Here is a 13539-nt window from a genome sequence, read left to right as displayed (position 1 = left end):
GAACCCGATGAAACTGAAAAATTTCGCCGCTGTCCTGCCCGTCGATGGGGCCATTTCCGGCGATCTGGAGATCGGCGGGGTCTCTTCGGATTCGCGGCGGATTGTTCCGGGCGATCTTTTCGTGGCCGTTCACGGCACCAAGACGGACGGCGCTGCCTACGCCGCCGATGCCGCTCAGCGCGGCGCGGCCGCAATCATTGCCGCAAAGGACGCGGCGGTCGGCTCTCCATCGGTCCCGGTCATCGAGGTGGATGATCCGCGGCGCGCACTGGCGCTGATCGCTGCACAACTCGGAGGCCGCCAGCCCGAAACCATGGTGGCGGTTACCGGAACCAGCGGCAAGACCTCGGTGGCCGCCTTCACGCGGCAGATCTGGGAACAGGCCGGGCTGCAATCGGCCAGCATCGGCACCACGGGCGTGGTGGCGCCGGGACGCAACGAATACGGCTCACTGACGACGCCGGACCCGGTCGAACTGCATCACCTGCTGGCCGAGCTTGCGGACGCCGGCGTGACACACGCCGCGATGGAGGCTTCCAGCCACGGGCTGGACCAGCGCCGCCTCGACGGCGTGCGGCTGGCTGCCGCGGCCTTCACCAATCTCGGCCGTGACCACATGGATTACCATCCGACGGTTGAGGACTATCACCGCGCCAAGCTGCGCCTGTTCGACACGCTGCTGCCGAAGGGCGCGCCGGCAGTGATCTTTGCCGACGATCCTTGGTCTAAGCCGACTATCGATGCTGCCCGCGCCGCTGGCCTCAACGTGTTGACGGTTGGCTATCATGGCGACTTCCTGCGCCTGAAGCGCGTCGAGCACGAGCGCTTCCGCCAGCGCGCCGAGATCGAAGCGGACGGCGTCATCTATGAGATCGACCTGCCGCTCGCCGGCGATTTCCAGATTTTCAATGCACTGGTCGCCGCAGGCCTCGCGATCTCCACCGGGACGCCGACCGCGAAGGCGCTGGCGGCATTGGAGAAGCTCAAGGGCGCGCCCGGCCGGCTAGAGCTCGTAGGCACCACGGCAGAGGGCGCGCCGATCTATGTCGACTATGCCCACAAGCCCGATGCGCTGGAGAACGTCCTTGCGTCGGTGCGGCCGTTCACGACCGGCCGTGTGGTGGTGGTCTTTGGTTGCGGCGGCGATCGCGACCGCGGCAAGCGCCCGATCATGGGCGAGATCGCGACGCGGCTGGCCGACGTGGCGATAGTCACCGACGACAATCCGCGCTCGGAAGTGGCGGAAGAAATTCGGGCCGCCGTCATGGCAGCCGCCCCCGGCGCCATCGAGATCGGCGACCGTCGGCAGGCGATCCGCGAGGCGATCGCCATGCTGCATGCGGGCGACACGCTGATCGTGGCGGGCAAGGGCCATGAGGAAGGTCAGACGGTGGGCACCGTGACCCTTCCGTTTTCCGATCATGAGGAGGTGCGGCGGGCTCTCAAGGAGCACTCGGCATGAACCTGCTGTGGACGTCGCAGGCGCTCGTGACCGCGATGGACGGTCGCCCCCTCGGGCAATTGCCTGAGGGCATTGGCGGGATTTCCATCGACAGCCGCACGCTGCAGCCGGGTGACGCTTTCTTCGCCATCAAGGGCGAGGCCATGGACGGCCACGATTTCGCGACCGCTGCGGTCAAGGCCGGCGCGGGGCTGCTGGTGGTAGCCGAAGGCAAGCTGCCTGCGCTCGGTCGCCTGACGGCGCCGATGATCGTGGTGCCCGACGTGCTGGCAGCTCTGGAAAAGCTCGGCATGGCCGCTCGCGCTCGCAGCGACGCCCGGATCGTCGCCGTCACGGGTTCCGTCGGCAAGACCAGCACCAAGGAGGCGCTGCGCTGCGGCCTCTCGGCCGTCGGCAAGGTCCATGCCTCGCCGATGTCTTTCAACAATCACTGGGGCGTGCCGCTGACGCTCGCCCGCATGCCGGCCGACTGCGACTACGCGGTGTTCGAGATCGGCATGAACCATGAGAACGAGATCCGCCCGCTGGTGAAGATGGTGCGGCCGCACGTGGCGATCGTGACCGCGATCGCGCCCGCGCATCTCGGCCACTTCCAGAGCCTCGAGGACATCGCCAGGGCGAAGGCCGAGATATTCGAAGGCGTCGAACCGGGCGGAGAGGCGCTGATCAATCGCGATGATCCGCGCTTCGAGCTGCTCGAAAAGCTGGCGCATGATGCCGGCGTGGACAAGGTGTCCGGCTACGGCGAGAATCCCGAGGCGCAGGTCCGACTCAGCAATTTCGTGCTGCATGCCGATCATTCGATCATGACGGCCGAGGTGTACGGCCAGGAAGTGGGGGCCAAGATCGGCGCGCCCGGCCGGCATATCGTCCAGAACGCGCTGGCGGTGCTGGGCACCGCGCAACTGGTGGGGGCCGACGTCGCCAAGGTGGGGCTGGCGCTGGCCTATCTGGTGCCCGAGCGCGGTCGCGGTCGACGCCACACGCTGCACCACCCGAGCGGAACCTTCACGCTGATCGACGAGAGCTACAACGCCAATCCGGCCTCCATGCGGGCCGCAATGGCGCTGCTGGAAGCGACACCGGTGGCGCCCGGTTCGCGGCGCATCGCCGTGCTGGGCGACATGCTGGAACTCGGCGAGCACTCGGCGGACCTGCACAAGGCTCTGGCTGAGCTGATCACGGAAACGAGCACCGACCTGGTCTTCCTGGCCGGGCCCGAGATGAAGGCGCTGGACGAGATTCTGCCGAGCGACTTCCATGCCGAACACCGCGCGACCGGCGACGAACTGAAGCCGGTGCTGATGCAGGCGATCCGACCGGGCGATGTCGTCATGGTCAAGTCGTCGAAGGGCATCGGCTTTTCGAAGCTGGTCGACGCACTCATAGAACACTTTCCGGACGCTGCCGGAAATATCAGACAAAACTGACGATGGTCCTGGACACCTAGATGCTAACACTGCTCGTCGAATTCTCGGACCACCTCTCGGTCTTCAATGTCTTTCGCTACATCACGTTCCGCACAGGCGGGGCGCTGATCACCGCCGCGCTGATCGTCTTCATCTTCGGGCCGACGATCATCGACTCGCTGCGCATCCGGCAGGGCAAGGGCCAGCCGATCCGAGCCGATGGTCCGCAGACCCATTTCAAGAAGGCTGGCACCCCGACCATGGGCGGCTTGATGATCCTCTGCGGCATCATCGGCTCGTCGTTGCTGTGGGCCAACATGAAGAGCGTCTATGTCTGGGTGGTGCTTCTGGTCACGCTTGGCTTCGGCGCCATCGGCTTCTACGACGACTATCTCAAGGTGACCAAGCAGTCGCATCTCGGCTTTTCCGGCAAGGCGCGCCTGGGCCTAGAGTTCCTCATCGCCGCGATCGCCGGCTGGGCAATCATGCATGCCGGGCAGGAGCCGTTCTCGTCGTCGCTGACCTTCCCCTTCATCAAGGATTTCCTGATCAATCTCGGCTGGTTCTTCATTCCCTTCGCCTGCATCGTCATCGTGGGGGCGGGCAATGCGGTGAACCTGACTGATGGTCTCGACGGCCTGGCCATCGTGCCCATCATGATCGCGGCGGCCTCTTTCGGCGTCATCGCCTATCTCTCCGGTAACGCGGTCTTCGCCGAATATCTGCAGATCCATTTCGTGCCCGGCACCGGCGAACTGGCAGTCATCCTCGGTGCGGTCATTGGCGCCGGCCTCGGCTTTCTCTGGTTCAATGCGCCGCCGGCCGCCATCTTCATGGGCGACACCGGGTCGCTGGCGCTCGGCGGTCTCATCGGCACCGTCGCCGTCGCCACCAAGCACGAGATCGTGCTCGCTATTATCGGTGGCCTGTTCGTGATGGAGGCGCTGTCGGTCATCATCCAGGTCGGTTTCTTCAAGATGACCGGCCGGCGCGTGTTCCTGATGGCGCCGATCCACCATCACTTCGAAAAGCTCGGCTGGACCGAAAGCCAGGTGGTGATCCGCTTCTGGATCATCGCCGTCATCCTGGCGCTGATCGGCCTGTCGACCCTCAAGCTGAGGTGAGCATGATCCCGGCGACTTCCTTTCACGGCAGACGCGTCGCGCTCTTCGGGCTTGGCGGCTCGGGCATCGCGACGGCACACGCCCTGATCGAAGGCGGGGCCGAGGTGCTTGCCTGGGACGACAACCCCGAAAGCGTCTCGAAGGCCCAGGCAGAAGGCATCGGCACCGGCGACCTGCGCCAGGCCGACTGGAGCGGCTTCTCCTCCTTCGTGCTTTCGCCCGGTGTGCCGCTGACGCACCCAAAGCCGCACTGGACGGTGGAGCTGGCGCGCGGCGCCGGCGTTGAGGTGATCGGCGATATCGAGCTGTTCGCGCGCGAGCGCACGGCGCGTGCGCCGGATGCGCCCTTCATCGCCATTACCGGCACCAACGGCAAGTCGACCACCACGGCGCTGACGGCGCACATCATCAAGGCATCCGGGCGCGACGCGCAGATGGGCGGCAATATCGGCCGCGCCGTCATGACGCTCGACCCGCCGCAGCCCGGCCGGCACTATGTCGTGGAGTGCTCGTCCTATCAGATCGACCTGGCGCCCTCGATCAATCCCACCGCCGGCGTGCTGCTCAACCTGACGCCCGATCATCTCGACCGCCATGGCACGATGCAGCACTACGCATCGATCAAGGAGCGGCTGGTTGCCGGCAGCGAGACCGCCATCATCGGCATCGACGACATCTATTGCGCGCAGATCGCCGACCGCCTCGAGAAAGCCGGCAAGGATGTCGTGCGCATTTCCAAGCGACTGCCGCTGACCGACGGCTATTTCGCCGACGGCACCGACCTGATGGAGGCCGTGCACGGCCGCTACAGCCGCATCGGCTTCCTGGAAGGCATCGGCTCGCTGCGCGGGCAGCACAACGCGCAGAACGCGCTTGCCGCCGTGGTGGCCTGCCTCAAGGTCGGGCTCGACCTTGGCGAAATCCAGTCCGGTCTCGAAAGTTTCCCCGGCCTTGCGCACCGCATGGAACAGGTGGGCCGCAAGGATCACGTGCTGTTCATCAACGATTCCAAGGCGACCAACGCCGATGCCTCGGCGCCGGCGCTGTCGAGCTTCCCGCGCATTTACTGGATTGCGGGCGGCTTGCCGAAGGAGGGCGGCATCGAGCCGCTGCGCAGCTTCTTCCCGCGCATCGCCAAGGCTTATCTGATCGGCGAGGCCGCGCCCGCCTTCTCGGCGACGCTCGGCGAGGCCGTGCCTTACGAGATTTCCGGCACGCTGGCGGCGGCCGTGGAACACGCGGCGCACGATGCCGCGCTCGACGATTCCGGCGAGGCGGTTGTGCTGCTCTCGCCGGCCTGCGCGAGTTTCGATCAGTTCAAGAATTTCGAAGTGCGCGGTGACGCCTTCAAAGAGGCCGTGGCCGCGATCGACAAGGTTAAGCCGATCGGAGGGACACGATAATGGCAAGCCGTCTCGACAGGAGCCCCGTCGCCGTCTGGTGGCGGACAATCGATCGCTGGTTTCTCGCAGCCTTCCTGTCGTTGATGGGGCTGGGCATTGTCCTGTCCTTCGCCGCGAGCCCGGCGGTGGCCGAGCGCATCGGCCTCGACAGCTTCCATTTCGCGACGCGCCAGATTTTCTTCACCGTCCCGGCGCTGGGGGTGATGCTCGCCGTCTCCTTCCTGGAGGCGCGCGAGGTGCGGCGCATGGCGCTGATCATGCTTTGCCTGTCGCTGCTCCTGATGGTCGCGGTTCTCTATGTCGGTGTCGAGGTCAAGGGTGCGCGGCGCTGGGTTTCCTTTGCCGGCGTTTCCATTCAGCCTTCCGAATTCCTCAAGCCGGCCTTCGTCATCGTTTGCGCCTGGCTGTTTGCCGAGCATGCGCGCCAGCCCGATATTCCCGGCAATCTTTTCGCCATGATACTCTTGGGCATTGTCCTTGCCCTGCTTGTGGCGCAGCCCGACCTCGGCCAGACGATGCTGGCGCTGGGAACGTGGGGCGTGATGTTCTTCATGGCTGGCTTGCCGTGGCTATGGATCATCGTCCTGGGTGCCCTCGGCGCCAGTGGATTGGTGGCTGCCTACACGATCTTTCCGCACGTCGCCGGCCGTATCGATCGCTTCCTGACGGGCGAGGGCGACACCTTCCAGGTCGACATGGGCCGCGAGGCCCTGATCAACGGCGGCTTCCTTGGGGTCGGTCCGGGCGAGGGCACGGTCAAGCGTGTCATCCCCGATAGTCATGCCGACTTCGTGTTCGCCGTGGCCGGCGAGGAATTCGGTATCGTGATGTGCTTGCTCATCATGTTTCTGTTCGCCTTCATCGTGCTGCGCGGCCTGAACATCGCGTTGAAGGAGCACGACGACTTCACCCGCTATGCCGTTGCCGGTCTGGTCGTCGTCTTCGGCCTGCAATCGGTGATCAATATGGGCGTCAACCTCCAGCTCATGCCGGCCAAGGGCATGACGCTGCCCTTCATCTCCTATGGCGGCTCCTCGCAGATCGCCATCGCGATCTCGATGGGCATGGTGCTGGCGCTCACGCGCAAGCGGCCCGAGCGGCGCAAACAACTCGGCTCCCCGGGGTTCTCCCGTCACGCCCTTTCGGCGGAATGACATGGCCAGTAAGACTGTTCTCCTTGCCGCCGGCGGTACCGGCGGTCACCTGTTTCCGGCCGAGGCGCTGGCGCATGAGCTGATTGCGCGAGGCTGGGAAGTCCACCTCGCCACCGACGAACGTGCGGGGCGCTATGCCGGCAATTTTCCGGGCAAGACGGTGCACCCGATCGCCTCGGCCACCATCTCCTCGCGCAATCCGATCAAGCTGCTGGGCTCGTTCTGGAGCATCTGGCGCGGCTTTCGCCAGTCGAACGACCTGATCCGCGCGATCAGGCCTGCGGTCGTGGTCGGCTTCGGCGGCTATCCGACGCTGCCGCCCGTCTATGCCGCAACCCGCCGCCACGTGCCGACGCTGGTTCACGAGCAGAACGCCGTGATGGGCCGCGCCAACAAGGCGCTGGCCGCGCGGGTGACGGCAATCGCCGGCGGGTTCCTCGACGGGCAGTCGGGTGCGTTCGCGGGCAAGACGATGACGACCGGAAATCCGGTGCGGCCGGCCGTGCTGGAGGCGGCGCACACGCCCTATGCGCCGTCTGGCACAGGCGAGCCGTTCCGCTTGCTCGTCTTCGGCGGGAGCCAGGGTGCGCAGTTCTTCTCCGATGCGGTTCCGCCGGCGATAGCGGCGCTGCCCGAGGCGTTGCGCAAGCGGCTGAGCGTCGTGCAGCAGGCACGCGAACCGGACGTGGCGCGCGTCATGGCCGCCTATGCCGAACTTGGCATAAAGGCCGAGGTGTCTCCCTTCTTCTCCGATATGGCGGCGCGCATCGGTTCCGCGCATCTGGTCATCGCCCGCTCGGGTGCGTCGACCGTGTCGGAAATCGCGGTGATCGGACGCCCGGCGCTCCTGGTGCCCTATCCGCATGCGCTCGATCACGATCAGGCGGCGAATGCGGCGACCCTGGCGGCAATGGGCGGGGCGGAGGTGCACCATCAGGCGACGCTTTCGGTGGAAGCGCTGTCGCGGTTGTTAGCCGACCTCATCTCCGATCCGGACAGGCTGAAATCGATGGCACAGGCAGCCACTGCAGCCGGCCGGCCGGATGCAGTACGGTTGCTTGCCGACCTGACAGAGGCTATTGCGGCGCGGAAACCTATCGGACAGATCAAGGAAGGGATGCGGCCATGAAGATGCGGCAGACGATCGGCCTCGTGCATTTCATCGGTATCGGCGGCATCGGCATGAGCGGTATCGCCGAGGTGCTGCACAATCTTGGCTACAGGGTTCAGGGCTCCGATCAGGCCGACAGCGCCAATGTCCAGCGCTTGCGCGAAAAGGGCATCGAGTGCTTCGTGGGCCATCGGGCCGAGAATCTCGGCGATGCCGAGGTCGTGGTGGTCTCCACGGCGATCAAGAAGACCAACCCCGAGCTGATCGCGGCGCGCGAGAAGCCGCTGCCGATCGTTCGGCGCGCCGAGATGCTGGCCGAGCTGATGCGCTTCCGTCAGGCGATCGCCATCGGCGGCACGCACGGCAAGACCACCACCACCTCGATGGTGGCCGCGCTGCTCGAGGCCGGCGGCCTCGACCCGACCGTGATCAACGGCGGCATCATCAATGCCTACGGCACCAACGCCCGCATGGGCGAGGGCGACTGGATGGTGGTGGAGGCCGACGAGAGCGACGGCACCTTCCTGAAGCTGCCGGCCGACATCGCCGTCGTCACCAACATCGATCCGGAGCACCTCGACCATTACGGGTCCTTCGACAAGGTGCGCGCGGCGTTCCGTCAGTTCGTCGAGAACGTGCCGTTCTACGGCTTCGGCGTGATGTGCACCGATCATCCCGAGGTGCAGGCGCTGGTGGCGCGCATCGAGGACCGCCGCGTCATCACCTATGGCGAGAACACGCAGGCCGACGTCCGCTTCACGCGCCACCGCATGGATGGCGCCGTTTCGCTGTTCGACGTCGTCATCCGCGACCGCAAGACCGGCGACCACACGGTCATCGCCGATCTGCGCCTGCCGATGCCCGGCCGCCACAACGTCTCGAACGCCACGGCGGCAATCGCGGTCGCGCATGAGCTCGGCCTGACGGCTGACGATATCAAGAAGGGGCTGTCCTCCTTCGGCGGCGTAAAGCGGCGCTTCACCCCGACCGGCAGCTGGAACGGCGTGCAGGTGTTCGACGACTACGGCCACCATCCGGTCGAGATCAAGGCGGTTCTGAGGGCGGCGCGCGACGCCTGCCAGGGCCGCGTCATCGCCATCGCCCAGCCGCATCGCTTCACGCGACTGCATGACCTGTTCGACGATTTTTCGGCCTGCTTCAACGATGCCGACACCGTCATGATCGCGCCGGTCTATGCGGCCGGCGAGGAACCGATCGACGGCGCCAATTCGGAAGCACTCGCCTCTCGCATCCGCGCCGGCGGTCATCGCGATGCGCGCTATATCGAGGGCCCGGGCGCAATCGCTCCGGCCGTGCGCGAAATTGCCAAGCCCGGCGATTTCGTCGTCTTTCTCGGAGCGGGCAACATCACCCAGTGGGCCTATGCGCTGCCGAAGGAACTCGGTGGGGAGGCGGCATGACGAAGGGCGAGACGCTGCTTGCCAAGCTTGGCGACCGCCTTTCGGGGCTCCGCGGACGCATCACGCCGGACGCGGAGATGGAGAAGATCACCTGGTTCCGGGCCGGTGGACCGGCCGACGTGCTCTTCCAGCCCGCGGACGAGGAGGATCTTGCTGCCTTTCTCAAGGCCGTGCCGGAAGAGATACCGCTGACGATCGTCGGCATCGGCTCCAACCTGCTCGTGCGGGAAGGGGGCGTCCGTGGGTTCGTGGTGCGCCTCTCCGCCAAGGGGTTCGGCGAGGTCGAGGCGATTTCACCGACGCAGATCCGGGCCGGGACAGCCGTGCCCGACAAGCGCGTGGCGGCCGTTGCGCTGGAGGCCGGTATCGGCGGTTTCCATTTCTACCACGGCATACCCGGCAGCATCGGCGGTGCGCTGCGAATGAATGCGGGCGCCAATGGCGTCGAGACGCGCGAACGCGTCGTGGAAGTGCGTGCGCTCGACCGGCAGGGCAATCTGCATGTGCTGTCGAATGCCGACATGGGTTATTCCTACCGGCACTCCTCGGTGCCGGCCGACCTCATTTTCACGTCGGCCCTGTTCGAAGGCTATCCGGAGGAGCCGGAAGCGATCCGCGCTGCCATGGATGCCGTCCAGCACCATCGCGAGACGGTGCAGCCGATCCGCGAGAAGACCGGCGGCTCGACCTTCAAGAACCCGGAAGGCACTTCGGCCTGGAAGGAAATCGACCGCGCGGGATGTCGTGGGTTGATGATCGGCGGGGCGCAGATGTCGCCGATGCATTGCAATTTCATGATCAACACCGGCAACGCCGCCGGCTATGACCTCGAATATCTCGGCGAGACGGTGCGCGCGCGCGTTCTGGAGAACTCCGGCATCAGGCTGCACTGGGAAATCAAGCGCATCGGCGACTTCAGGCCGGGGCGCGAGGTGCAGGAATTCCTGGGCCGACTTCTATGAGATGACCCGCCGTTGTGCGGCGGGCATCCGTTCCCGAAGCGAGCTCGCGGACGGATCGACTCAATTTATGCAAAATTTGAATCATCTTGAATCCTAAGGGCTTGCCACCGAATCAACTCTCTGATTCTTTGGGCAAAAGCGTTTCCTGATTTGAGTCGTTTGGACGCGGTCGACGCGTTTTCCGTCTGGAGGGGTGCCTGCCGGAAGACTCGGACTCATTTCAGAAATGTGTGGTTGGGAAGCCCAGTCGAAGAGGGACTGCGAGAAAATGACTTCGAAGCATGTGGCTGTCTTGATGGGTGGTTTCTCGTCCGAGCGGCCTGTGTCCCTTTCATCGGGCAATGCTTGTGCCGATGCGCTCGAAGAAGTCGGTTATCGCGTTACGCGAGTCGATGTCGGGCGCGACGTCTCCTCCGTCCTCTCCGAGTTGAAGCCGGACGTTGCGTTCAATGCGCTGCATGGTCCCTTCGGTGAAGATGGCACCATCCAGGGCATCCTCGAATATTTGGCGATCCCGTATACGCATTCCGGCGTCCTGGCGTCCGCGCTGGCGATGAACAAGGACAAGGCCAAGCAGGTGGTCAAGGCGGTCGGCGTTCCGGTGGCGGAATCGAAGACCGTGGGCCGATTCTCGATCGGCAATCAGCACCCGATGAAGCCGCCTTATGTGGTGAAGCCGGTCAACGAGGGGTCGAGCTTCGGGGTGGTGATCGTCAAGGAGGATCAATCCCACCCGCCGCAGGTGATCGGTTCGCCGGAGTGGCTCTATGGCGATACCGTCATGGTGGAGCGGTATGTCCATGGGCGCGAGCTGACTTGCGCTGTCATGGGGGATGTCGCCCTCGGCGTCTGCGAGATCATCCCGACGGGGCATTCCTTCTACGATTACGATTCAAAATATGTTCCGGGCGGATCAAAGCACGAATGCCCGGCGAAAGTTTCACCGAATATTTACCAAAAAATACAGACACTGGCGCTGAAGGCTCATCAAGCAATTGGGTGTCGGGGCGTCTCCCGGTCGGACTTCCGCTACGACGACCGCCATTCCGAAAATGGCGAGGTCATCTGGCTCGAAGTGAACACCCAACCGGGTATGACGCCAACGTCGCTGGTGCCGGAGATTGCTGCGCAGGCGGGGCATTCGTTCGGTGAGCTTTTGAGATGGATTGTGGAGGACGCTTCGTGTTCGCGTTGAGGTCGGGACAGATGAGGAGGATGCGGAGGGCTAGGTCTGGCCTGTTCGGCGTGCTCTTTTCGGCCGACGGCTTCGTGCTGCCGCGCTGGCTGCGCAAGCCGGTGCGCGTCCTGGCTCGCCTGTTCAAGGGTGACTTCACGGCGCCGCGCTTTGCGGCGACCATTTTATCCGCAGTGTTTCTCGCCGCCACTGGTGTCTATGGCGCCTATGAGGGCGGCCATATGCCGGCCGTGGTTCAAGCGATCACGGCTAGAAGCGGATTCGCGGTCGATCAGATTCGTGTGGTCGGTCATCATGAGACCTCCGAAATCGACGTCCTCGAGAAGCTGGGTCTCGATGGTTGGACCTCGCTGATCGGTTTCGATGCCGACAAGGCACGCGAGCGTATCGCCGAGTTGCCTTGGGTTGAGGTCGCTTCCGTCCGCAAGGTCTATCCCGATACGCTGGAAGTGAAGATCGAGGAGCGCAAGCCCTTCGCTGTCTGGCAACGCGGCAACGAGCTGTTCGTCGTTGAGCGGGATGGCAGGGTGATTGCGCCGTTCACCGGTGGTCGCCATGTCGCCCTGCCGCTCGTCGTTGGCTATGGGGCTGCCGGCAATGCAGCCGATTTTCTTGCCAAGATGCGGCGCTATCCCGAACTCGCCTCGCGCGTGAAGGGCTATATCCGCGTCTCCGAGCGGCGCTGGGATCTGTGGCTGGAGAACGGAATCACCGTCAAGTTGCCGGAAGACGGTGAGGATCTGGCGCTTGCCGATCTCGTCAACATGGACCGCGAGGTCGGGCTTCTTTCGCGTGATATCGCAGCCGTCGACATGCGCCTGAGCGACCGTCTGGTCGTCCAGCTGACGCCGGAGGCCATGCTGCGCCGCGATGCCGCGCTTACCGAGCAAAAGGGCGTCAAGGGCAAGCCGGAGAGAAGAATATGAGCCTGCTCGGCGGTCGAAAGGATGGCGACTCGCGTCGCTCCGGCATCGTAACCGTACTCGATGTCGGCTCGAACAAGGTCTGCTGCATTGTTGCCATGCTGAAGCCGGCAGCCGACAGCCAGTTGCTGCGCGCGCGCACCCATCAGGCCAGGGTGATCGGCATCGGCCATCAGAAGTCGCAGGGCGTGAAGTCCGGCGTCGTCGTCGATCTCGACAGGGCCGAGCATGCGGTACGGCTGGCCGTCGATGCGGCCGAGCGCATGGCCGGCCTGACCGTGGATTCGCTCATCGTCAATCTGACGGCGGGGCGCCTGAAGAGCCAGACTTTTTCGGCAACGATCAATCTCGGCGGTCACGAAGCTTCGGCAGGCGACATCAAGCGTGTCCTGGCGGCGGGAGCCAAGCAGGCGTTGCGGGCGGAGCGTGAAGTGGTGCATGCGCTTCCCGTTGCCTTCTCGCTGGATGCCGAGCGCGGCGTGCGCGATCCGAGCGGCATGGTGGGCGAGACGCTCGGCGTCGACATGCATGTGCTGACGGGCGATGCCGCGCCCTTGCGCAACCTCGAACTCTGCATCAACCGCTCGCATCTGTCGGTCGAGCGCATGGTGGCGACGCCCTACGCCAGCGGGCTGGCGGCCCTGGTCGACGACGAACTCGAAATGGGCGCTGCCTGCATCGACATGGGCGGTGGCACGACCACGATCTCCGTTTTCGCCGACGGCAAGTTCGTCCACGCCGACGCCATTCCGATCGGCGGCAACCATGTCACCATGGACATGGCCAAGGGGCTTTCGACCCGTCTCGAGGATGCCGAGCGGCTGAAGGTCATGCACGGCTCGGCACTGCCCGGCAGCTCTGACGACCGCGATCTGGTGACCATCCAGCCGATTGGCGCGGATGAGACGGACGTGCCGCTGCAGGTGCCGCGCTCGGTGATGACGCGCATCATCCGCGCCCGCATCGAAGAGACGCTGGAGATCCTGCGCGACCGCCTGAACAAGTCGGGCTACGGCAACGCGGTGGGCAAGCGCGTGGTGCTGACCGGCGGCGCAAGCCAACTGGCGGGTCTGCCGGAAGCGGCGCGTCGCATTCTCGGTCGCAATGTGCGCATCGGTCGCCCGCTCGGTGTCGCCGGCCTGCCGGAGGCGGCGAAGGGGCCGGCATTCGCGGCTGCGGTCGGCCTGCTGATCTATCCGCAAGTGGCGAGCTTCGAGATCAATCAGCTTCACAATATCTCCCGGTTCCGCATGACCGGGACGGGCGGGAAACTGCATCGCATGAGTCAGTGGTTGAAAGACAGTTTCTAGAGTTTGACTAGGGTTTGACGGGGGCAGCCCCCATAGGTGGCCGCGCGGCGCAGCGGCGGGAAAGG

General features: G+C 64.9%; 11 protein-coding genes. All 11 read left to right on the top strand.

Features of this window, described 5'->3' with window-relative positions:
- Positions 1-7: 7 nt before the first annotated feature.
- On the top strand, positions 8-1462 hold the full coding sequence (locus ABLE85_RS06900; protein ID WP_348791953.1) for a UDP-N-acetylmuramoyl-L-alanyl-D-glutamate--2,6-diaminopimelate ligase: 1455 nt from the start codon (positions 8-10) through the stop codon (positions 1460-1462).
- A complete protein-coding gene (locus tag ABLE85_RS06895; protein WP_348791952.1) occupies positions 1459-2892 on the top strand; it encodes a UDP-N-acetylmuramoylalanyl-D-glutamyl-2,6-diaminopimelate--D-alanyl-D-alanine ligase in 1434 nt (477 codons plus the stop codon). Before ABLE85_RS06900 ends, ABLE85_RS06895 begins: the two co-directional genes overlap by 4 nt.
- Before the next feature lie 20 nt (positions 2893-2912).
- Positions 2913-3995: a phospho-N-acetylmuramoyl-pentapeptide-transferase gene (gene mraY / locus ABLE85_RS06890; protein ID WP_348791951.1), complete on the top strand. Its 1083-nt coding sequence runs from the start codon at positions 2913-2915 to the stop codon at positions 3993-3995.
- A 2-nt stretch (positions 3996-3997) separates the two neighbouring features.
- On the top strand, positions 3998-5398 hold the full coding sequence (murD, locus tag ABLE85_RS06885; RefSeq protein ID WP_348791950.1) for a UDP-N-acetylmuramoyl-L-alanine--D-glutamate ligase: 1401 nt from the start codon (positions 3998-4000) through the stop codon (positions 5396-5398).
- Positions 5398-6552, top strand: a complete 1155-nt coding sequence (ftsW, locus tag ABLE85_RS06880; RefSeq protein ID WP_348791949.1) for a putative lipid II flippase FtsW — start codon at positions 5398-5400, stop codon at positions 6550-6552. Before murD ends, ftsW begins: the two co-directional genes overlap by 1 nt.
- 1 nt (position 6553) lies before the next feature.
- Positions 6554-7681: an undecaprenyldiphospho-muramoylpentapeptide beta-N-acetylglucosaminyltransferase gene (gene murG, locus ABLE85_RS06875; RefSeq protein ID WP_348791948.1), complete on the top strand. Its 1128-nt coding sequence runs from the start codon at positions 6554-6556 to the stop codon at positions 7679-7681.
- A complete protein-coding gene (murC, locus tag ABLE85_RS06870) occupies positions 7678-9084 on the top strand; it encodes a UDP-N-acetylmuramate--L-alanine ligase (protein WP_348791947.1) in 1407 nt (468 codons plus the stop codon). The genes murG and murC overlap by 4 nt, the downstream gene beginning before the upstream one ends.
- Positions 9081-10046, top strand: a complete 966-nt coding sequence (gene murB, locus ABLE85_RS06865) for a UDP-N-acetylmuramate dehydrogenase (RefSeq protein WP_348791946.1) — start codon at positions 9081-9083, stop codon at positions 10044-10046. The genes murC and murB overlap by 4 nt, the downstream gene beginning before the upstream one ends.
- 268 nt (positions 10047-10314) lie before the next feature.
- A complete protein-coding gene (locus ABLE85_RS06860; protein WP_348791945.1) occupies positions 10315-11241 on the top strand; it encodes a D-alanine--D-alanine ligase in 927 nt (308 codons plus the stop codon).
- 11 nt (positions 11242-11252) lie between these two features.
- Complete coding sequence (locus tag ABLE85_RS06855; protein WP_348791944.1) at positions 11253-12167, top strand: cell division protein FtsQ/DivIB; 915 nt, start codon at positions 11253-11255, stop codon at positions 12165-12167.
- Positions 12164-13474 (top strand): cell division protein FtsA, encoded by a 1311-nt coding sequence (gene ftsA, locus ABLE85_RS06850; RefSeq protein WP_348791943.1) that lies wholly within the window; start codon positions 12164-12166, stop codon positions 13472-13474. The genes ABLE85_RS06855 and ftsA overlap by 4 nt, the downstream gene beginning before the upstream one ends.
- The last annotated feature ends 65 nt before the right edge of the window (positions 13475-13539 follow it).

The organism is Mesorhizobium sp. KR1-2 (genome assembly GCF_040045035.1).
GTDB lineage: Bacteria > Pseudomonadota > Alphaproteobacteria > Rhizobiales > Rhizobiaceae > Pseudaminobacter.
This window is presented reverse-complemented; position numbering and strand designations above follow the sequence as displayed.